Consider the following 21,849-nt stretch of genomic DNA (forward strand, 5'->3'; position numbering starts at 1 on the left):
ACTGTAGTATCTTTGAATCTTGTTGCTTAAAGTCAAAAACGAGATATAATTTTAAGCAAGCAAGTAGTCGTAAACCTCAACACCGGCTTACGTAGCTCACAAGTTCACACATTATGATAAAAGCTGAAAATATATACAAATCTTACGGTGATGTTCAGGTCTTAAAAGGCGTAGATCTTTTAATTGAAAATGGTGAGGTAGTCTCAGTAGTTGGTGCCAGTGGTGCCGGAAAAACCACCTTGCTTCAAATTTTAGGAACCTTAGACCGTGCAGATAAAAAGGCAAACACTTCACTCCAAATTAATGATACGCAAATTGCTAACCTTAACGAAAAAGAGCTGAGTAAATTCCGTAATCTAAATATTGGGTTTATTTTTCAGTTTCATCAATTACTACCTGAATTCACTGCTTTAGAAAACGTGTGTATTCCGGCTTTTATCGCAAAGAAAAGTAAAGAGGAGGCAGAAGCTAAAGCAAAAGAATTACTAAGTTTTCTAGGTCTCAGCCATCGCATTCATCATAAGCCCGGAGCACTCTCCGGAGGTGAACAACAACGAGTGGCTGTTGCGCGTTCTTTAATAAACGAGCCTGCACTCATTCTCGCCGATGAACCTTCTGGTAATTTAGATAGTGAATCTGCTGAAAATTTGCACCAACTCTTTTTTAAGCTGCGCGACACTTATAATCAAACTTTTGTAATCGTAACGCATAACGAAGATCTTGCCGCAATGGCTGATCGCAAACTTACTATGGTAGATGGCAAAATCATCTCTTAGACTCAAGAAAAGCGAACTCAAAGAATTTTTAGACGAAAAAGCTGCACTCTACGAGAGTCCCAAATTTATTGGTACAGACCCAATACAGATTCCGCATCAATTCAGTAAAAAAGAAGATATAGAGATCATAGGCTTTCTTGTGGCGACGATTGCCTGGGGTAACCGTAAAAGCATAATTAAAAATGGTAATAGCCTTGTTGAATTGTTAGACAACAGTCCGTATGATTTTGTATTGAACCATACCGAGCAGGATCTTGAGCGTTTACAGCACTTTGTACACCGCACCTTTAATGGAAACGACTTGATTACTTTTATTAAAGGTCTACAACATATTTACACCAATCATTTGGGTCTTGAAGCTATTTTTAGTGGTTATGTTATGAATAACGAACTGCAAACTGCAATTCATCACTTTAAAAAACATTTTTTTGAAATTGAACACGAGCCCCGTACGCTAAAGCACGTGAGCGATCCATTAAAAAAATCTGCCGCAAAACGCATCAATATGTTTCTGCGCTGGATGGTAAGGCCTAACACCGCAGGTGTAGATTTTGGCATTTGGTCAAGTTTGTCTCCTGCATTTCTTTCGTGCCCCTTAGATGTACATTCCGGGCGGGTTGCGCGCCAATTAGGATTATTAAAACGAAAGCAAAACGACGCGATCGCTTTGGCAGAACTCGACAAACAATTAAGACGCTTAGACCCTATTGATCCTGTAAAATATGATTTCGCCTTATTCGGACTTAGCGCTTTTGAAAAAGATTTATTTTAGAACACTATAATTATTTTTATAAACAATATTCCTGATTGGATTTTTTCATCAGAATAGTGTATTTTAGACCGTTGCTAAAGAGCACAATACCCACCAACTTATGCAGAAACCAGCACTACCCGCTAATGAACAAATTCGCCTTTCAGAGTTGAGGCAGTTGGCGTTGTTACATACCGAACCTGATCCTAATTACGACACGATAACGCGTTTGGCTGCTGCGATCTGTGAAGTGCCTATTGCTTTGGTTTCGTTAATTGATGCGGACAAACAATGGTTTAAAGCAAAAATAGGTTGGGATCTTTGTGACACCGCTAGAGATATTTCATTTTGTGCTCACGCAATTCTTCAGCCTCGCGAGATCACCATTATTCCTGATTCTCGCTTAGACGAGCGTTTTAAAGGAAACCCTTTATTAACCTCAGATTATCCCGTGATCTTTTACGCCGGTGTACCGCTCTTATCAAAAACAGGAAATCCTATAGGTACGTTATGCATTATTGATCATAAGCCTAGAAATCTTTCCGAAGCACAAATAAGCGCTCTTAAAGATCTCGCCTTGCAAGTTGAAAACCTTTTTGAGCTTAGACGTAGCAATTTGCAACTGCAAGAGGTTGAACAATTATTGACAAAGAAAAATGAGCAATTAAAAAAGTTTGCCGGAACGGTTTCGCACGACATGAAAATGCCTTTAGCTAATATGATCGTCACGACTGATATTCTTCGGGCTAAATACGCTCCTAAACTTGATGCGCAAGGCATAGATTACTTGTCCTATTTAAAACAGTCCTCATTTTCGCTTAGTGATTATATTGACAATTTGCTATCGTATTATGAGAGTGAAGAGCTTCAGGTTAAAAACTTAGAAAAATTTGATCTACATCATCTGCTGGAAGAGATTATCGATTTGCTTAAAATAAGTGAAGACTACATTATCAATTTACCCGAATCTGGAATTGAACTGAACAGCAGCAAATCTGCAGTACAACAAATTCTTCTGAATCTCATCACTAACAGTTTAAAGTACAACGACAAAGAAACCGGTATCATAACCATCAACAGTGTTGAGGATCACGCTTATTATTACATACAAATAAGTGACAACGGTAAGGGCATTGCAGCAGATAAGTTAGATTCTATTTTTGACTTATTCAGTATTGCTTCAGAAACTGATAATAAAGGAAAAAAAGGTAACGGAATTGGCCTTTCTACGGTGCGTAATCTTGTGCATTCTTTAGGTGGAATTATAAGTGTGAGCAGTACCGAAGGGGAAGGAGCTACATTTGACTTTACGATTCAAAAAGTAAGTGCCTAACACGGACTTTCAATTAAGTTAAATGCTTATATTTATAAGCAATGAGTATAGTGAAAATAGACGAAAAGAAACGACAAAAGGCTGTAGACTCTTACAAACTGGTGGGTACGCTGCCTGAGAAGAGTTACGACAATATCACACAGATCGCCTCCTATATCTGCGGCACTCCCATTGCATTGATCACTATGCTTGATTACAATCGTAATTTTTTAAAATCGCATTACGGAGTTCCGTTTAACGAGTCTCCTCGTGAAATTTCATTTTGTACGCACGCAATTCAAACGCACGATCCCATTTTTATCATTCCTGACGCGCGCGAAGATGACCGATTTAAAGACAATCCGCTGGTTACTGGCCCCATGAAAGCCATTTTTTATGCGGGCGTTCCGCTAGTGGATAAAGGCGGGCACGCTTTAGGAACTCTTTGTGTATTTGATCACGAGCCCCGTACGCTCAACGAGCATCAGGTGAGTACATTGATCGCTTTGGCCAGTCAAGTCGTCAATCTTTTTGAACTCCGCCGCCAGAATATTGAGAATAAGGCGCTTCAAAAAAACCTTCTCAAAAAAAATAGTCTTCTTAAAGAATTTGCCGGAGTAGTTTCTCACGATATGAAAATGCCGCTAGCGAATATTATCACCACTACAGATATTCTTAAGGCAAAATACAAAGAGCTTTTAGATGAAAAAGGGCTCGATTATCTTAACTACCTTAAAAGTTCTTCCTTTTCGCTAAGCGAATATATTAGCGGAATTTTGCAACATTATGAGAGTGATAATTTAACTATAGATCAGCGAGACTCGTTTGACATTCACGATCTTCTTGAGGAAGTTGAAGATATGCTCAACCACGATTATAAAACCGTTATTCATCTCCCGGAAGCCAATCATATCATCTCCTGTAATCGTGCTGCTTTGCATCAGATTTTTATAAATCTTTTAGGCAACAGCATCAAATACAATGATAAAGAAGAACCTGAGATCACAGTCACATTTACCGAAGACAGTGATTTTTATCGATTTGAAGTTATTGATAATGGGATTGGAATTCCGCAGGATAAAATCGATAAAATTTTTGAACTCTTTTCCATCGTAGCTTCTAAAGACAAAAACGGAAACCGTGGCAATGGGATTGGCTTATCTACCGTAAAGAAACTAGTCGCCAACTTAGGCGGGCGCATCAGTGTAGCTTCGGTGGAAGGTGAAGGAAGTACGTTTAGCTTTTCTGCTAGAAAACAAGATATCCCAACACAAATCGCAGGTCCTGAGAATGACACTTCCGCATTAAAAAATTAAGAGAATAAAACGCTTCAATAAGGTGTAATAATTTCTAAAACCAGTATTTTCGTTTACTGAGAAATGTAAACTTGTATGCAGTTTAAAAATCCTGAAATTCTTTACGCGCTTTTTCTGCTACTTATTCCTATTCTCATTCATTTATTCCAGCTTAGACGTTACAAAAAAACACCTTTTTCTAACGTCGCTTTTCTTGAAACCGTAATTCAAAACACCCGTAAAAGCAGTACCTTAAAGAAATGGTTGGTGCTCTGCACGCGTTTACTCGCGCTTACTTTTTTAATCTTTGCTTTCGCCGAACCCTTTATTCCAAATTCTCAGCGCGCGTTACAACCTCAAGAAACAGTAATTTTTATTGATAATTCTTTCAGTATGCAAGCTACTGGTAAAAAAGGCAACTTACTTACCGAGGCTAAACAAGAACTTCTTGCTGCTCTGCATAAAGATGAGCGCTATACACTGGTCACTTGGGATGACGTATTGCGTGATTTTGATCCTGTGACCGATCGTAACGAACTCTTAGACTTAGATTTTACTCAGAAAACCATTGATGTTCAAAGCCTGCGAATGCGGCTGAATAACGTGTTTTCAACCAAAGATGAAAGCTCTAGACAACGCATTCTTATTTCTGATTTTCAAGATACAGGATGGAGTTCTCAATTAGATTCTTTGAACAAAACAGAGCATCGCATACTGTTAGAGCCTACTAGTCTAGAAAATATAAGTATAGACAGTCTGCACCTCAATAGCGTTAGCGCAGCGTATTCGCTAGATGTTTTTTTAGCAAGCACCACCCCGATCGACCAAGACGTACCGGTTTCATTATTTGATAAAGAAAAACTGATCGCCAAAGGTTCTGCAAATTTTGAAAGTTCAAAGCATTCAAAAATTGAGTTTCAATTGACTTCCGGGGCTGCTATTCAAGGAAGGCTGAGTATTACAACTCCGGATTTAAAGTTTGATAATGATTTTTATTTCAGCATTAACACGACAGAACCGCTAAAGGTGCTCGCCGTTTCAAATGCGGAAGATACTTTTCTGAGTAGGTTGTATCAAGAACCACAGTTTTCCTATACCAATGTTGCCGAAGATCAACTAGAATACAGCATACTCGACGATCAGGATTTAATTATCCTAAATGAACCGCAACGCATTACGACAGCACTGATCAATGCTTTAAAAAAACATACCCAAAACGGCGGAACCCTGTTGCTTATCCCTAACATGAATGCCGCTGCGACGAACTACAACAACCTCCTAAACGCTTACGGGTTCGCTGGTTTTCAATCAAAAATTGAAGCTCCACAACGCATCACAACGATCAATTATGACCATCCTTTATACCAAAATGTTTTTACAAAAAGGTCTTCTAATTTACAGACCCATCAGGTAGAAGCCTATTTCCCAATAGCTACCACAGACGCGATTTTAAGTTTAGAAAATAATGCCCCGTTTTTGGCTGAAAACAATCGGCTGTATCTCTTTACAGGGAGTTTATCGAGTACCAATAGCAACTTCATCAATGGTCAACTTATCGTTCCTACTTTTGATAAAATTGCTACCGAAGCTTTAAAGCTTCCTCAGATTTATTATTCCATTGGCAGTAAAACCACTTTTGACATAACCACACCCTTGCCTGATGATGTAGTGCTCACCCTAGAACAGCAAGAGCAGGCGTTTATTCCGCTTCAGCAAAAACGAGGCGACAAAGTAAGTATAGACACCCAAGAAGGAATTAAAAACGACGGACTCTACGCAGTAAAATACAAGCAAGATACGCTGGCAATGGTCGCGTATAATTTTGATAGAGCAGAAAGCAATTTAAGGCCGCTTGAAGCCATAACTGCTGAAAATATAGATTTTGAAACCAACATCCCAGACCTATTTAATAAGCTAGAACAAGACACAAATCTTAATTTACTTTACAAATGGTTTGTTATTTTTGCACTGCTCGCATTTCTAGCCGAAATGCTTCTTCTAAAAAAGTTTAAATGAACGCACGTATCACCAAGGCAACCCTCCTGGATGAGAGTAATGAACATCACGGAAAACAAGTAGATCTAAGAATTGAAAACGGGATCATCACTGAAATAGGTACCGATCTAACCCCAAAAAATAACGAAGAAGAGCTTCAGTTTGAAAATTTAAGCGTTTCTCCCGGTTGGTTTGACAGCAGCGTTAGCGTTGGTGAGCCGGGCTTTGAAGAACGAGAAACTATAATCAATGCATTAAAAGTTGCCGGAAAGAGCGGCTTTACTGCTATAGCCGTAAACGCCAACAGCGCACCAGTCATTGACAACAATGCTTCGGTGGCGTTCCTAAAAAATAAGGCAGCCGGCAATGCAGTTAATTTGCATCCTATTGGCGCACTCACAAAAAATGCTGCCGGGGTTGATCTCGCCGAACTCTATGACATGCAACAAGCAGGAGCCGTGGCGTTTGGTGATTACCAGCACGCGATAAGCAATCCTAATCTTATCAAGATCGCGCTGCAATATGCTCAGGGATTTGATGGATTAGTTTTGTCTTTTCCGCAAGAAGATGATTTGATTATAAAAGGTGTTGCTAATGAAGGAGAAACAGCTATTAGCCTTGGTTTAAAAGGTATTCCTTCTTTAGCCGAACACATACAGGTGGCGCGTGACTTATATATTTTAGAATACACCGGCGGTAAATTGCACATCCCAACCATTTCTACCGCTCAAAGTGTTGCTCTGATTAAAGAAGCTAAAGCAAAAGGCCTTGACGTAACCTGTAGCGTTGCTATTGTAAATTTATTTTATACGGAAGCAATGCTTAATGAATTTGACACCCGCTATAAAGTGCTTCCGCCATTACGTACAGAAACTGATCGGCAAGCACTCATTGCCGGAATTAAGGACGGTACGATTGATATGGTCACCAGTGATCATAACCCGCTTGATATTGAATTGAAAAAACTGGAGTTTGATCACGCTAAATTTGGCACCATTGCTCAAGAAGCTACCTGGGGCGCTTTACTCACATTAGTTTCTGAAAAAAGAGCGGTAAAATTACTTACCGCGGCTCAAGAACGCTTTACCCAAGTAAAATCAAAAATTGAAATTGGTCAACCGGCAAATCTCAGTTTATTTACGACTAAAGGAACTACGGTGTTTGTTAAAGAGCATATTCTTTCTAAGTCTAAAAACACAGCATTCTTAGGAGCTAAATTAAAAGGAAAAGTTTACGGAATTATATCAAATAACCAATTTATAGCTTCTTAAATGACAACAGAAGACATTAAAAACGGTAAAACTTCAGCGATAGTCGCATACTTGACCATGCTAGGCGCGATCATCGCTATTTTTATGAACATGGAACCTAAAAATCCGTTTGCGCGATTTCATATACGTCAAGCATTTGGGATTTTCCTAACCTTCTTTGCTTTAGGCTTTTTAGTTTCGTTCTTGAATAGCTGGCCGGCATCCTTCGGTTTTTATATTTTCATATTTATCCTCTGGGGTTATGGCTTTGTAAATGCTATACAAGGAAATATCGTACCGGTACCACTGCTGGGCAAATACTATCAAAAGTGGTTTAGATTTATAGAATAATATGGCGCAACTTTCATTAGAACATCTTATACAAAGACCTAAAAAAACTTCGGAAAAACCTCCGTTATTATTGCTGTTACACGGCTACGGAAGCAATGAGCAAGATCTATTTTCTTTTGCTCCAGAATTGCCTGAAGAATATTTTGTGATCTCTGCAAAAGCACCGATGGCAATGCAACCTTTTGGTAATGCGTGGTACACCATTTACTGGGATGCTACAGACGGAAAATGGTCTGACGATGAAGAGGCTATTTCTTCGCGCGAATTGATCAAAACTTTTATTGACGAAACTATCGATGCTTATAACCTTGATGCTGAAAATGTGACGCTTTTGGGCTTCAGCCAGGGTTGTATTTTGAGTTATGCTGTAGCACTTACTTATCCTGAAAAGATCAAAAATGTAATTGGCTTGAGCGGATATGTCAACGAAGCGATTATATCGCCAAAATCAGATTTAAGCGCCTATAAGCACCTTTCTGTATTCAGTTCACACGGTACAGTAGATCAGGTTATTCCGGTTGAAGCTGCGCGCAAGATCGCTCCTTACTTAGCAACTTTAGGTATTGAATCTAACTTGAAAGAATATCCTGTAGGACATGGTGTCGCTCCGCAAAACTTTTTTGACCTTAAAGATTGGTTATTGCAACACTAAGGATAAATTACGCTCTGCAGTGTTTCAAAAGTTATGTTACCTTCTTTATCAATGGAATAAAGAAGAATGAGTTCGCCCCAGCGTTTTCCATCGCTGAAATCGGCGATCACCCATTTGTGGTTAAGCACCTCTACCTTATTAATCTGAAAAATTCCAGTGGCATTCTCATACGGAATTAACGCGTTTCCTTCGGTGGTATTTTTGCTGATGATTGCGCTTTCGATCTTGGCTTCGAGATCATCCACGGCAACACCAAAGCGTTCAAAATAATCATAAGCTTGCTCGTTTCCTTTCAATTTAAAATAACGCTCACCACCATCCTCACGTACCGCTTGCAAAGAATCAGCCTCAGCCAGTTGTTGTTCTAATTTGGCGATATGCTTTTCTTGAGACTCATACACTTTAGTAGAATTCACGTATTGAAATACCACCCAAAGAGCAGTAAATAAAAACAAATACATAAAAATGTTTCTGCGCATAGCTTATAGTTCTAATTGAAGTCCGTCATAAGCCAGATGTACATTGTCAGGCAGTTGTTTTTCAACCTCTGCGTGAAAGCCCAGCAAATGACTAATATGTGTAAAATAAGTTTGTTTTGGTTTGATCTCGGCTACAAAAGCAAGCGCTTCCTCTAGATTAAAATGCGAATAATGCGGTTCCTCTCGCAAAGCATTTACCACCAAAACATCAAGATCACGTAGTTTTTGTTTTTCTTCAGCTGCAATGGTTTTGACATCAGTGAGATACGCAAAAGAGCCAAAACGATAGCCAAAAACCTGAAGTTTACCGTGCATCACATTAATAGGCTCAACCTGTAAATTATTTATGATGAATGGCTGATTGTTGATAACCTCAAATAGTGCTACAGCAGGTGCACCGGGATATCTGTTCTCGGTCTTAAAAATATATTCAAATCGCTTTTTGAGTTCGCCAATTACCCGCTGATGCGCATAAACCGGTATATCTCCTTGTCTGAAAAAAAAGGGTCTGATATCATCAAGGCCCGCAGTATGATCTGCGTGCTCATGAGTAAACAGCAATGCTTCAAGATGATTTACATTATGGGTCAACATTTGTTGTCTAAAATCTGGACCGCAATCTATCACATAATTTGCGCCTTCAAATTCTATTAAAAGTGACACACGCAAACGTTTGTCTCGGGGGTCTTTGCTCTTACAAACCGGGTGTGTGCTCCCAATAATGGGGATTCCTTGTGATGTGCCTGTGCCTAAAAAGGTGATTCTCAAACCTGTGAAATTTAGCACAAAACTACACTTAATTTTTTGTAAGCCCTACCATTTTGTTACCTTTAACCCGCAAAGGAAACCACCAATACTCACCCTAAAAATAAGCGCTATGCCGATCACGATTCAAGGTGATAAAGAGTTTGAAAATATCCCGTCGATAACCAATAAAGCCCTGCGAATAAATCTCAACGAAAACATCTACGGTACATTTGCCGAGATTGGTGCAGGACAAGAAACCGTAAGACATTTTTTTAGAGCCGGTGGCGCGAGCGGTACCATTGCGAAGGCGATGTCTGCTTATGACAAAGATTTTAGTGATGCAGTATATGGTGTAGAGCAAGATCATCGCTATGTAACTGAGGCCCGACTAAAAAAGATGCTTGCGCATGAAACCAACCTGTTAGAAAACAGAATCTCTCGCGAGAAGCATCCTAATAAAATCTATTTTACGTATGCCAACACTGTAGCGACTATTGATTTTGCAAAAAAATATAAAGGTCATGGTTGGGTAGGTATAAAATATCAGGTAGAACCTCAGGCAGAATTTAACGAGATTATTCTACACGTACGTTTTCACGAAACTGACGCACGTTTACAGCAGCTTACCTTAGGTACGCTAGGCGTAAACTTAATTTATGGCGCTTATTACAAATACGATTCACCTAAAAAACTCCTGCGCTACTTATATGACCATATTGATAAAGATCAGATCGAGATTGATATGATCAACTTCTCAGGACCGGTTTTCTCTAAAGTAGATAACCGTCTTATGAGTTTGCAGTTGGTTAAAAACGGTTTTACAGACGCTGTAATGTTTGGTGCTGACGGAAACAATATTCTTGCTGCAAAAATTCTTTACAAGAAAAACATTCTTGCGCTTCGCGGAAGTTTTAGACCTGTGACCAAGGTCAATACCGACATGTATCGCAAATCGCTTGAAATCTTTTTAAACGAAAATCGCGTAAAAGAAGACAATACTGAAGTGATTTTTGAAATCACCCTTTCTAACCTTCGGGCGGAAGGTGAGATCGATGAAGAAGATTTTATGGCAAGAGCCCGATTATTATGTAATCTGGGCCACACGGTAATGATTTCAAATTTCCAAGAATATTATCGTTTAGTGGAGTACTTCTCACGCTATACTAAAGAGCGTATGGGTCTTGCGATGGGTGTAAACAACTTGATTGATATTTTTGACGAGTCATACTACCGCCATTTGAGTGGAGGTATTCTAGAAGCCTTTGGTAAACTTTTCTTTAAAGATTTGCGTGTGTATCTGTATCCGATGCGCGATCCGGAAACAGGTGAATTCTTTACAAGCGAAAATCTAAAAGTACATCCGCGAATGAAAGAGTTGTACAAATTCTTTAAGTACAATGGTCGTGTTGTAGATATCGAAGATTATAATCCTGATATTCTGAATGTATTTTCGCGTCAGGTTCTTAAAATGATCGCAAATAATGAAGAAGGCTGGGAAGCAATGCTTCCAAAAGGTATTGCGCAACAGATTAAAGAACAAGGCTTGTTTGATTACAAATCAAAGACCATCGAGCAGTCTTAACAAACAAACTGATTAAAAATAAACAACCATAAGACATTAGACCTTTTGGAAAGTCCATAAAAAAATCCCGAAAGTCTTCGGGATTTTTTTATGGTTAGCCTTTATATTTAAGCAAGCGCTTTGATCAATTCGTTGAGATCTACTCGGGTCTGATCGCCTGTTTTCATATTTTTAAGAGTATAAACTCCTTCTTCCATTTCTTGTGTTCCTGCTAAAACCACAAATTGAATATTGCGTTTGTCTGCGTGCGACATTTGCTTTTTCATCTTAGCAGCATCAGGATATAATTCTGAAGTAATTCCCGCTTCACGCAAAGATTTAACCGCTTTTAGACAATACAACGATTCTGCTTCTCCAAAGTTGATGAACAGTAATTTGGTTCCTTTAATCGCTTGCTCCGGAAAAAGACCAAGTTCTTCAAGCACCAAATAAATACGATCCAAACCAAAAGAGATCCCAACTCCGCTCATATTTTTCAGTCCAAAAATTCCGGTGAGATCGTCATAACGGCCACCGCCTCCAATGCTTCCCATTTTTACACCTTCGGGTGCAGCAACTTCAAAAATCGCTCCCGTGTAATAATTGAGTCCGCGTGCTAAAGTCACATCGAGATCGAGAGTTACTGTTGCAAGTCCGAGCGCTGCGATCTTCTCATTAATGTACGCCAACTCTTCGATACCTTCTTTACCAACTTCAGAATCTGCTAGCAAATCTTTTAGCAGATTGAGTTTTTCAGCAAAATTTCCGCTTACGTTAAAAATGGGTTTAACCCGAGTAATGGCTTCTTCAGAAATTCCTTTAGCCAACATCTCTTTGACAACGCCCTCCTCACCTATTTTGTCGAGTTTATCTAGCGCCACCGTAAAATCGATCAGCTTATCAGCTGCACCTATCGCTTCAGCGAGCCCCGAAAGAATTTTGCGGTTATTCATTTTAACCGTGGTTCCCTTCAGTCCTAAATCGGTGAAAACCGCATCATACAACTGTACAAAAGCCACTTCCTGCAATAGCGAATCAGATCCCACAGCATCAGCATCACACTGAAAAAACTCTCTAAACCTTCCCTTTTGAGGACGATCTGCACGCCAGACCGGTTGAATCTGATAACGCTTGAAAGGAAATTCGATCTCGTTTTGATGCTGTACCACATAACGCGCAAAAGGCACGGTAAGATCGTAGCGTAAGGCTTTTTCTGAAATTTCAGCGGTTAATTTTGTACTATCTTTTGCTGTATACACGGCATCATCTACCTTGTTCAAATAATCCCCACTATTCAAAATCTTAAAAATAAGGCGATCTCCTTCATCACCATACTTCCCCATCAGCGTACTGCTATTTTCAAAGGATGGCGTTTCAATAGGTTGAAAACCAAAAAGCTCAAAATTGGTACGCAACGTATTGATGATATAATTGCGTCTTAAAACTTCTTCAGGTGAAAAATCGCGGGTTCCTTTAGGGATACTGGGTTTTTGAGCCATTGTGTGTATTATTGTATACGCTTGTAAAATTAAATTGCTGAACGCGTTTCAGCGCCTGCAAATATCTTAAAAATTGAGGGTTTGTACGGCTTAATTTTATAAAACAGTAACAATTTTAAACAATAGTAGACCTATTGGTTCAAACCGGTAAATTTATGTTCTCACTCTTTAGAGAAAATATTCGTATCGCATACGATTCTATTCGCAGCCAATTACTAAGAACGATTCTTACAGTAGTAATTATAGCAATTGGTATTACTGCCCTTGTAGCCATTTTAAGTCTCGTAAAAGCTCTTGAAAACACAATTAGTAGTGATTTTTCTTCGATGGGAGCCAATACTTTTAACATTCAACGCTACGACCGTACCACGCGTAGTCAAGGTAGTGGTGAAAAACAGAAAGTAAATCCGGTGATACGCTATACGGAAGTGCGTGATTTTGAAGACCGCTACACCTACCCGTTCACGCAAGTTTCGGTTTCTTTTACCGGAACTTCTTCTGCGGAAGTTAAATATGAAAATTTGGATACAGATCCTGAAGTTACCGTTTTAGGTGCTAATGAAAACTTTTTGGACAATGCCGGACTCGAACTGGATCTAGGCCGAAACTTTACACTTTTTGACATTAAGAATAACAATAATGTGTGTGTTCTTGGAAGTGATTTTAAAAACGGTCTGCTTAAAAATGTAAATCCTATAGGTCAAACGATAAGTATTCGCGGCGCTAAATTTAAGGTGATCGGTGTTCTGGAAGAAAAAGGTTCAACCTTTGGTAATAATCAGGATTTACGCGTGATCATCCCAATTCAGGTCGCGCGATCGCTATTTACACAAGCTAATATTAACTACGCTTTAAGTGTAAAAGTAGATGATAAAGAAATGTTTGAAGGCGCTCTTGATGAAGCGATCATTACCTTTAGAAACCTGAGAAAACTTGCTCCTGTAGAAGAAAACAACTTTGGTATCAGCCGGAGCGATGATTTACTGAATCAAATCGCTGAAATCAGCGGATATCTCTCGCTTGCCGCCTGGGTCATCAGTTTGATCACGATCTTAGGTTCGTCTATTGCTCTGATGAATATTATGCTAGTTTCGGTAACTGAACGCACGCGCGAAATTGGAGTACGAAAAGCACTAGGCGCCAAAAAATCAATCATTGCCGGTCAATTTTTAATGGAAACTATTATGATAGGTCAATTTGGAGGAATTCTGGGTATAATTCTCGGTATTGGTATAGGAATCTTAATTTCAACTGTGGCTAATTTTAATTTTACCACACCGTGGATGGCGATGCTGGCAGCAACCGCAGTAACCCTGCTCGTCGCAGTTATCGCCGGACTTTTCCCTGCATTAAAAGCAGCAAAACTTGATCCGGTTGAATCCTTGAGATACGAGTAACTGTAAACCATAAAAAAACCTGAAGTTTTAGCTTCAGTTTTTTTTACAAAATGCCATTTAAGGTCGTCTCTGGAATAACTACTCTACTTCGACAAATTTCTCAAACCAGCGGTATAATTCTCCTTTAGTGATATTTGCTCCTTGTCTAATGAGCACAAAAATATCGTTGTTTCGATCATCTGATAAGAGTTTACTAGAGCTGTATAGATTCACTTCATCTTTCATAAAGTTATCCTGCAGCCATTTATACCCTTGAGGCGTTGTGATATCTATGCTTTTGTTTTCAACTTCAATAGAGATCATACTTATTTTAAGTGCTCCTACTTTAAACAAAAACATGTGCTGTGGCGAAAAGTGCTCAAGATATTCCACCTTGCTCAAAACACCTTCCCAGATCAAATCGCTAAATACATCAAGCTCTTGCTCAGCGGTTTCCGGCTGATTTTTCTTGATCGTATCCCACTCTTCAGCAGTGATCGACTGTGACGCCAGAAAGTTTATAAATTCCTGGTGCATTTCATCTAATTGCTCTTTTGAAAGTCTTATGTACTTCATATTTTGAGTTTTTAGAAGTAAACTACCTCTGGGCAAACCCGAAAAGGTATTATTTAGAAACGAATTTTTCAGTTTCAAGGCAGGCCAAAAAAGGATTGAACCCTTGGCAATGCCAATAAAAAAAGCTTCCGCAAAATTACGGAAGCTTTAAATTTTATTGAGAAAGGCTTAAGCCTCTGCAACAACGTCAAAAGTGAAATTCTTCACTACATCACGGTGAAAACGAAGACTTGCCTCGTACTGACCTAAACGCTTGATGTTACCACCAGCGATAGTGATGTATTTTTTGTCGATCTCCACACCTTCTTTAGCTAAAGCTTCAGAAAGATCTGCATCAGTGATAGAACCAAAAAGTTTATCAGCCTCACCTGCTTTTGCAGTAAGTTTAACTTCTAAACCTTCTAGTTTAGCAGCTTGTGCCTGAGCAGCATCAACAATTTTCTTCTCTTTGTATGCGCGCTGCTTTAAGTTTTCAGCTAAAACTTTTTTAGCAGAAGGAGTTGCAAGCACTGCATACCCTTGAGGAATTAAATAATTTCTTCCGTAACCATTCTTAACAGTTACTAAATCGTCAACAAATCCTAGATTATCGACGTCTTTCTTAAGTATAACTTCCATCTCTTATCTAGTTTTTATTTATATAAATCTGTTACGTATGGCATAAGTGCTAAGTGACGCGCACGTTTAACAGCCACACTTACCTTACGCTGGTATTTTAAAGAAGTACCGGTAAGACGACGTGGTAACAATTTACCTTGCTCGTTTACAAAAGACGCTAACCAATCTGCATCTTTATAATCTACATACTTAATACCTGAACGCTTAAAACGACAGTATTTTTTTGTCTTAGAGGTCTCAATATTTAACGGAGTTAAATATCTGATTTCCCCATCTTTTTTAGCTTTTGCTTGTTGCTCTATAGATGATGCCATAATTACGCTTTTTCTTTGTTTCTTTTTCTACGTTTTTCAGCCCACTCGATCGCATATTTGTCAAGCTTTACTGTTAAGAAACGCATTACACGCTCGTCACGTCTAAACTCAAGTTCAAAGTTTGCGATAACCTCTCCTGGTACCGTAAATTCAAATAAGTGATAAAAACCACTCTTTTTGTTCTGGATCGCGTAAGCTAATTTTTTTAGCCCCCAATCTTCTTTAGAAATCATCTTGGCACCGTTTGAAACAAGAAAATCTTCAAATTTCTTTACTGTTTCCTTTACCTGGTCATCAGATAAAACGGGATTCAAGATGAAAACAGTTTCGTAATGATTCATAAAAATAGTTTATTAAAAAATGAGTGCAAAAGTAACCTTAATTTCTCACACAACAAAACAGATTTCCATTAAATCGATTATCAACTCATTATTTTTCAAATAGCTAATCAAATATTGAAAAAAATATCGATGAACTACACAAAAAAGTTGGTTAATACATTTATTGTAAGTAGTTTTGGTAAACTAACGCTATCTCAAAACTTTACCTTTGGAAGAATTAATTTTAGACTGTGCGGTTGTTGACGATTCTAGTTTACAACGCCTAGCTATAGTAAAAATGATCAAAGATCATCCCAACTTACGATTGGCTGCACAATACAACAACGCTATCGAAACTAAGAATGGCTTATTAGAAACTAAGGTTGACCTTATTTTTCTTGATATTGAAATGCCAATTCTTACCGGTTTTGACCTTCTTGATGATTTGGTTCACAAACCACAAATCATTTTTGTTACCGGAAAAACCAAATATGCTTACAAAGCCTTTAATTACAATGCGATCGATTATTTAAGGAAACCTCTTACTAAAGATCGTTTCTTAAATGCGGTACACAAAGCCATTAATTTACATCGCCTTAAAACCGAAGGAAGTGTTGAGGATGATGATTATATTTTTGTAAAGAGTAATCTTAAGAAGAAAAAGGTATTTCTTAATGATTTAAAATTTATCGAAGCGTTAGGTGATTATGTAAAACTTGTAACTTATAATGAACCTATTATTGTTCTTTCTACAATGAAAGCTTTTGAAGCGCAGCTTCCGGCAGATCGATTTATGCGTATTCATAAATCGTATATCATCAATATGGATAAGGTAGAAAAATACAATAGCAGAAATATCGAGATCGAAGGTGATAAAATTCCGTTGAGTCGTCATAAGAAAACAAAACTTATGGAGGCTCTATCTAAATAAGAACTGCAAATCAAGTAAACTTCCACGAGGCGAGCCCGGGCGGCACTCGTTGGAAACAAATTCTCAATTTCGAGGCAAGCCTCAGAGTATTCAACCCTTTGGCGGTGCCAACAAAAAATCCCGCAAATTGCGGGATTTTTTGTTTTTAGTAGTTATCTACGTTCAATATAATTTTAACGCTTCGGTACTGCGAAATGCTTAAAAACGTCGTACGTACTTTTAGTATTGCTTTTTTAGTTTTTTCTAAGCTTTGCTTCCGCGGAATTTTAATGAGTATATTTCGATAATATTCATTTCTAATTCGGGAAACCGGCGGAGGCTCAGGTCCTAAAACCTGATCTTTAAAAACGTTTTTCAGCGCTTGACCCATCCACATCGAAGCTTCTTCTATTTTCTGAAAATCTCTATGTTTTAACGTGATCTTTATAAGTCGGCAAAACGGCGGATATTTGTAAATATGCCGTTCTTCAAGTTGTTCTTTATACATCGCTTCATAGTCATTCATCGAGACTTGTTGCAAAATCTGATGATGCGGATTAAAGCTTTGAATCAAAACGTTTCCTCTTTTTTCGGTACGTCCTGCCCTACCCGAAACTTGCTGAATCAACTGAAAGCTACGCTCGTGTGCTCTAAAATCAGGAATGTTAAGCATACTGTCTGCATTGAGAATTCCTACAAGGGTGACATTTCTAAAATCCAAGCCTTTTGTAAGCATTTGCGTTCCTACAAGAATATCTAATTCGCCCTGTTCAAAAGCGGTAATTATCTTTTCAAAACCGTGTTTACCCCGAGTAGTATCACTATCCATCCTGCCAATATTATGATCAGGATACAGTTCTTTAAGTTCAGCTTCAACCTGTTCGGTACCAAATCCTTTAGTATCCAGTTCTTCGCTTCCACAGGCCATACATTTTTGCGGCATTGCGATATGATAGCCACAGTAATGACACCGCAGCTGCCCACGATGCCGGTGATAGGTTAAACTCACATCACAATTAGGACATTGCGGCGCGTGGCCACACGTGTTGCATTCAACAATTGGGGAATACCCTCTTCGGTTTTGAAATAAAATGACTTGTTCTCCGAGTTCAAGCGTATCTGTAATGGCGCGTAACAGATCATCACTAAAATGTCCCGTCATCCGTTTCTTACGATGCTTTTCCTGAATGTCTATGATCGTATTTTCGGGAAGGAGAATATTACCAAAGCGCTTTTTCATCGTTACGAGTGCATATTTGCCGACACTCGCATTGTAAAAGGTCTCTAAAGCCGGTGTAGCCGAACCTAATAGTACTTTTGCGCCTTGCTGATGCGCCAATACAATACTCGAATCTCTCGCTTGATAACGAGGTGCAGGGTCGTATTGCTTAAAACTGCTTTCATGTTCCTCATCAACAACCACGAGTCCCAAATTTTCAAAAGGTAGAAAAAGCGCACTGCGCGCTCCTAAGATCAGCTGCGCTTTAGGTGCTTTATTCAAGACATTATTCCATACTTCGACGCGCTCGTGTATGGAATATTTACTGTGATATACCGAAAGTTGATTGCCAAAATACGCCTTGAGACGGGCTACCAGCTGCGTGGTTAATGCAATTTCCGGAAGTAAATACAATACTTGCTTTCCTTCGGCTAGATAATCTTTTATAAGATTCACATAAACCTCTGTCTTGCCCGAAGCAGTGACGCCGTGCAACAGGCAAACATCGTGACTGTTGAAGCTCGCTTTCACTTCAGTTAATGCGCGTGCCTGCTCTTCATTTAGCGCCTTAACTTGATCCTGCTCCTTTCCGGAATAAGAAATTCGATCTTGCTGAATTTTATATATTTCAAAAATTCCTTTATCTACAAGTGCTTTTAATTGCGAGCTCGTGGCATCACTTTGCTTCTGTAACTCCTTTGCTTTTATCGGCTTTTGTGACCGTGCTTTTTGCGTAAAATAATTGAGAAGTAATTCGCGCTGTTTGGGAGCCCTACCAAGATCATCTAATGCTTCGTGCATTTTTTCTTCCTGCTCGTAAATCGAGGTAAGCCGCACATATTTTACCAGTTTTGGTTTATATGACTCATAAATTTCCTGATCAATTGCAACCAAGTCTAAATCAATCAGTTTATTGATACTTGGCAATACCTTTTTTTTATTCAAGGCATTCATCACTTCGCTGATGCGCAAAATAGAACTCCCCTCAAACGCATTAAGTATCGTCAGACCGTCCTCATCAATTTCATCTAAATACGGCTCAAAATCATTCTTCAGAATACGTTTGATAATGGTTTCACTTTCTAACAAAAAAGCTCCGGGAAGTGCCGCGCGCATCACATCACCTAAAGTGCACATATAGTAGTTAGCCATCCACTTCCAGAAATTCAATTGGGCCAGATTAACAATAGGAATCTCGTCAAGAATTTGCTCAATTTCTTTAGCCTCGTAGATGCGTGGTTCTACTTGATGCACAGCTATGGCCAGGGCAGTATAAATCTTACTTTTACCAAAAGGAACCGCGAGCCGCATCCCTGGTTTTATAAAAGCATATTCGGCCTCACTAATGCGATAGGTAAACGCATTTTCGACCGGAATGGGTAAGATTACATCAACAAAATACACGGATGTAAAGATAAAAAAAAGGCTGTCTCAGAAATTAGAAACAGCCTTAGTTTTAATAGGAAGTATTGTTATTTTACTCGGTGCCAATATTGGGTTCTTCCGATGAGTGAAAAACCAATATAACCACGAACTTTTAATTTATCTGCGTTCTCTAGCTCGATAAGGCATTTGTATAATTTTCCGCTTTGCGGATCTAGGATCTTACCATCATTATACTCGTCTCCATCTTTTTCAAGGCCTTTAATAATAACCAAACCATTAATAGGTTTACCTTTATCAGCTCCCGGACAGTCTACACATTTTGCATCCTGGCGATCTTTGTTTAAAATTTCAACAATTTTACCATAAACCTTACCATCCTGCTTGTAAATCTCAACAATAGACTTTGCGTCACCAGTCTCATCATCAATTGTCTTCCACTTTCCGGTTACATCTTGAGCAAAAACTCCTGCTGTGCATACAAGCATCATAATTAAAAAAGCGCTAATCTTTTTCATATTCATTATTTAAGGGGTTAATAAATTTTTAATTCTTAATTAAAGTATATCAATAATAAGATATTTTCAACACTATTGGAATTAATTTGAAGATAATTGCGCTTTTTTATAATCTCTTCTGCGTTTTAGCCTGTACAAACTTGCATTGAGTTCAAAACCTAGCAACAATAAGTTTGCATTCAGCCAGATGTAAACCATCATAATCAATAAGGCTCCAATAGAACCGTATAACTGGTTATACGTTGCAAAATTATTAATGTAAATCCCAAATAAGTAGGTTGTTACAATAAACAATATTGTCGTCAAGGTCGCGCCTATTGATAAAAACCGCGTGTCTTTACCCTCTTTTGTTCCAAAATAATATAAGGTTGCCACTACAGTATAGATCAAAACGATCAAAGCGATATAACTTCCTAATTGGGAAATCCACAAATTATCTTCATTAACTATGCCGCGCCTTTTGAGTTCTGTAATGCTAAACTGCAAATAAAGCACAGCTATCACAACCAGTAACAACAACAGTGCCAACATTATAGAAACTCCCAAAGCAACAGCATATTGCCTAAAAATACTGCGATTAGTAATGGAATGAAAGCTATACTCAAACCCCGTAAAAATCGCATTGACGCCGTTTGCCATTAAAAAAATAGCGAAAATTAAAGTGAATGATAGCAGTCCGCCACGTTGGTTCGCTGCAATATCTAAAAGAATCGGATCAAAAAACTCCTGTGTTTGCGGCGGTAGTAAATTATTTATAAAAGAAAGAAAGTCGCTTTGAAAGCCGTTAATAGGTACATAAGGTATAAGGTTGAGCACAAAGAGAAAAAAAGGAAAAAGCGCCATAAAAAAGCTAAAAGCGATGGCACTGGCACGTGTAGCAAAAGTACCTTTAAGGATACCTATCGCATACATTTCCCAGAAATCGTACAACGACAGCCCTTCAAAACCAGGAAGAATAATTCCTTTGGCCCACTTCACTACCGGGAGTAGAAATGGAATAGTTTTAAGCTTATCGTCCCACTCTTCAGCCATTAAACTGCTTTTAAGCTTAGATCCATATTATAGACCGAATGGGTTAGCGCCCCGCTTGAAATATAATCTACACCGCATTTTGCATATTCGGCAAGCGTTTCTTCGTGGATGTTACCTGAAGATTCTGTAAGACATTGTTCGCCTATGATTTTTACAGCCGTTTTAGTATCCTCATAATTAAAATTATCAAGCAATATGCGATACACTCCGCCTGCTTTTAAAATAGCGTTCACTTCGTCAAGGTCACGCGCTTCGACAATAATTTTAAGATCTAAATTATTACTAGCTAGATAGTTTTTTGTTTTTTCGATCGCCTGATCAATTCCACCAGCAAAATCGATATGATTGTCTTTAAGCATCACCATATCGTAAAGCGCAAAACGATGATTTTCACCACCACCAATCTTTACCGCCATTTTTTCTAAAGCTCTAAAACCAGGAGTAGTTTTTCTGGTGTCTAAAATTTTTGCTTTAGTTCCTTCTAAGAGCTTGGTATAGGCATTGGTTTTAGTCGCAATAGCACTCATACGCTGCATTCCGTTTAAAACAAGACGCTCAGCCTTTAAAATACTTTGAGAGCTACCGGAAACATAAAGTACAATATCTCCTACTTTAACTTCTGCCCCATCCTGAATCTTTACCTCAACTTCAAGCTGATTGTCTACATACGCAAAAACCTTCTGAGCAAAAGCAACCCCTGCGATTATGCCTTTTTCTTTAACTAATAGTTTAGCCTTGCCGGTCGCCGTTTCCGGAATACACGCAAGCGAACTGTAGTCTCCGGGACCAACATCTTCTCTAATGGCATTGGCTATTATTGCCGCTATTTCTTCATTCAGCTTTGCTTCAGAAATCATAAAGTCTAGTAATTTAAGCTTAGTTCTCGTTACAGCCGGTTAATTTACAACACCGGGG

At 38.7% G+C, this 21,849-nt stretch carries 22 protein-coding genes; 11 read left to right on the forward strand and 11 right to left on the reverse strand.

What is annotated here, in order from left to right; genetic code table 11:
• Positions 1-113: 113 nt before the first annotated feature.
• The 8 genes from BUA96_RS01175 (at position 114) to BUA96_RS01210 (ending at position 8,382) form a co-directional block, all read left to right on the forward strand.
• Complete coding sequence (locus BUA96_RS01175; protein ID WP_072979487.1) at positions 114-776, forward strand: ABC transporter ATP-binding protein; 663 nt, start codon at positions 114-116, stop codon at positions 774-776.
• Complete coding sequence (locus BUA96_RS01180) at positions 757-1,548, forward strand: TIGR02757 family protein (RefSeq protein WP_072979489.1); 792 nt, start codon at positions 757-759, stop codon at positions 1,546-1,548. The genes BUA96_RS01175 and BUA96_RS01180 overlap by 20 nt, the downstream gene beginning before the upstream one ends.
• A gap of 100 nt (positions 1,549-1,648) precedes the next feature.
• Positions 1,649-2,860: a sensor histidine kinase gene (locus tag BUA96_RS01185; RefSeq protein ID WP_072979491.1), complete on the forward strand. Its 1,212-nt coding sequence runs from the start codon at positions 1,649-1,651 to the stop codon at positions 2,858-2,860.
• Between the two features lie 41 nt (positions 2,861-2,901).
• Positions 2,902-4,155, forward strand: a complete 1,254-nt coding sequence (locus tag BUA96_RS01190) for a sensor histidine kinase (RefSeq protein ID WP_072979493.1) — start codon at positions 2,902-2,904, stop codon at positions 4,153-4,155.
• A 75-nt stretch (positions 4,156-4,230) separates the two neighbouring features.
• Positions 4,231-6,150 (forward strand): BatA domain-containing protein, encoded by a 1,920-nt coding sequence (locus BUA96_RS01195; RefSeq protein WP_072979495.1) that lies wholly within the window; start codon positions 4,231-4,233, stop codon positions 6,148-6,150.
• A complete protein-coding gene (locus tag BUA96_RS01200) occupies positions 6,147-7,400 on the forward strand; it encodes a dihydroorotase (RefSeq protein WP_072979498.1) in 1,254 nt (417 codons plus the stop codon). The genes BUA96_RS01195 and BUA96_RS01200 overlap by 4 nt, the downstream gene beginning before the upstream one ends.
• Positions 7,401-7,730 carry a DUF4870 domain-containing protein gene (locus BUA96_RS01205; RefSeq protein ID WP_072979500.1) on the forward strand — a complete coding sequence of 110 codons (330 nt, stop codon included), beginning with the start codon at positions 7,401-7,403 and terminating at the stop codon, positions 7,728-7,730. It begins immediately after the preceding gene.
• A gap of 1 nt (position 7,731) precedes the next feature.
• A complete protein-coding gene (locus BUA96_RS01210; protein WP_072979502.1) occupies positions 7,732-8,382 on the forward strand; it encodes an alpha/beta hydrolase in 651 nt (216 codons plus the stop codon).
• Here BUA96_RS01210 and BUA96_RS01215 read toward each other — a convergent pair.
• Both BUA96_RS01215 and BUA96_RS01220 read right to left on the reverse strand, forming a co-directional pair.
• Entirely contained in the window at positions 8,379-8,861 is a 483-nt protein-coding gene (locus BUA96_RS01215) for a hypothetical protein (protein ID WP_072979504.1), read from the reverse strand. The genes BUA96_RS01210 and BUA96_RS01215 overlap by 4 nt on opposite strands.
• A gap of 3 nt (positions 8,862-8,864) precedes the next feature.
• Complete coding sequence (locus BUA96_RS01220) at positions 8,865-9,629, reverse strand: MBL fold metallo-hydrolase (protein ID WP_072979506.1); 765 nt, start codon at positions 9,627-9,629, stop codon at positions 8,865-8,867.
• A 109-nt stretch (positions 9,630-9,738) separates the two neighbouring features.
• Between BUA96_RS01220 and BUA96_RS01225 the strand changes: the two genes are divergently transcribed.
• Complete coding sequence (locus tag BUA96_RS01225; RefSeq protein ID WP_072979508.1) at positions 9,739-11,190, forward strand: nicotinate-nucleotide adenylyltransferase; 1,452 nt, start codon at positions 9,739-9,741, stop codon at positions 11,188-11,190.
• Between the two features lie 107 nt (positions 11,191-11,297).
• Here the strand turns inward: BUA96_RS01225 and hisS are convergent, their stop codons facing one another.
• On the reverse strand, positions 11,298-12,668 hold the full coding sequence (hisS, locus tag BUA96_RS01230; protein WP_072979510.1) for a histidine--tRNA ligase: 1,371 nt from the start codon (positions 12,666-12,668) through the stop codon (positions 11,298-11,300).
• A 155-nt stretch (positions 12,669-12,823) separates the two neighbouring features.
• On the opposite strand from hisS, the gene BUA96_RS01235 reads away from it, so the two are divergent.
• Positions 12,824-14,065, forward strand: coding sequence for an ABC transporter permease (locus BUA96_RS01235; protein ID WP_072980429.1), 1,242 nt, complete (start codon positions 12,824-12,826; stop codon positions 14,063-14,065).
• A 78-nt stretch (positions 14,066-14,143) separates the two neighbouring features.
• On the opposite strand, the gene BUA96_RS01240 is transcribed toward BUA96_RS01235, so the two are convergent.
• From BUA96_RS01240 to rpsF, 4 genes are all read right to left on the reverse strand, one after another.
• The gene (locus BUA96_RS01240; protein WP_072979512.1) at positions 14,144-14,620 is read right to left on the reverse strand and encodes a DUF6495 family protein; all 477 of its coding nucleotides are present in this window, start codon (positions 14,618-14,620) and stop codon (positions 14,144-14,146) included.
• A 168-nt stretch (positions 14,621-14,788) separates the two neighbouring features.
• Positions 14,789-15,238 (reverse strand): 50S ribosomal protein L9, encoded by a 450-nt coding sequence (gene rplI / locus BUA96_RS01245; protein ID WP_072979514.1) that lies wholly within the window; start codon positions 15,236-15,238, stop codon positions 14,789-14,791.
• Positions 15,239-15,252: 14 nt separating this feature from the next.
• The gene (gene rpsR, locus BUA96_RS01250; protein ID WP_009780627.1) at positions 15,253-15,552 is read right to left on the reverse strand and encodes a 30S ribosomal protein S18; all 300 of its coding nucleotides are present in this window, start codon (positions 15,550-15,552) and stop codon (positions 15,253-15,255) included.
• A gap of 2 nt (positions 15,553-15,554) precedes the next feature.
• Positions 15,555-15,893: a 30S ribosomal protein S6 gene (rpsF, locus tag BUA96_RS01255; RefSeq protein WP_009780628.1), complete on the reverse strand. Its 339-nt coding sequence runs from the start codon at positions 15,891-15,893 to the stop codon at positions 15,555-15,557.
• 208 nt (positions 15,894-16,101) lie between these two features.
• Between rpsF and BUA96_RS01260 the strand changes: the two genes are divergently transcribed.
• Positions 16,102-16,803 carry a LytR/AlgR family response regulator transcription factor gene (locus tag BUA96_RS01260; protein ID WP_072979516.1) on the forward strand — a complete coding sequence of 234 codons (702 nt, stop codon included), beginning with the start codon at positions 16,102-16,104 and terminating at the stop codon, positions 16,801-16,803.
• 145 nt (positions 16,804-16,948) lie between these two features.
• On the opposite strand, the gene priA is transcribed toward BUA96_RS01260, so the two are convergent.
• From priA to nadC, 4 genes are all read right to left on the reverse strand, one after another.
• A complete protein-coding gene (gene priA, locus BUA96_RS01265; protein ID WP_072979518.1) occupies positions 16,949-19,405 on the reverse strand; it encodes a replication restart helicase PriA in 2,457 nt (818 codons plus the stop codon).
• Between the two features lie 68 nt (positions 19,406-19,473).
• Entirely contained in the window at positions 19,474-19,902 is a 429-nt protein-coding gene (locus BUA96_RS01270) for a DUF2147 domain-containing protein (protein ID WP_175546492.1), read from the reverse strand.
• Between the two features lie 81 nt (positions 19,903-19,983).
• Positions 19,984-20,934, reverse strand: coding sequence for a YihY/virulence factor BrkB family protein (locus BUA96_RS01275; protein ID WP_072979522.1), 951 nt, complete (start codon positions 20,932-20,934; stop codon positions 19,984-19,986).
• Positions 20,934-21,791, reverse strand: coding sequence for a carboxylating nicotinate-nucleotide diphosphorylase (gene nadC / locus BUA96_RS01280; protein WP_072979524.1), 858 nt, complete (start codon positions 21,789-21,791; stop codon positions 20,934-20,936). The genes BUA96_RS01275 and nadC overlap by 1 nt, the downstream gene beginning before the upstream one ends.
• Positions 21,792-21,849 lie beyond the last annotated feature (58 nt).

This window comes from Leeuwenhoekiella palythoae (genome assembly GCF_900130045.1).
GTDB classification, from domain to species: Bacteria; Bacteroidota; Bacteroidia; order Flavobacteriales; family Flavobacteriaceae; genus Leeuwenhoekiella; species Leeuwenhoekiella palythoae.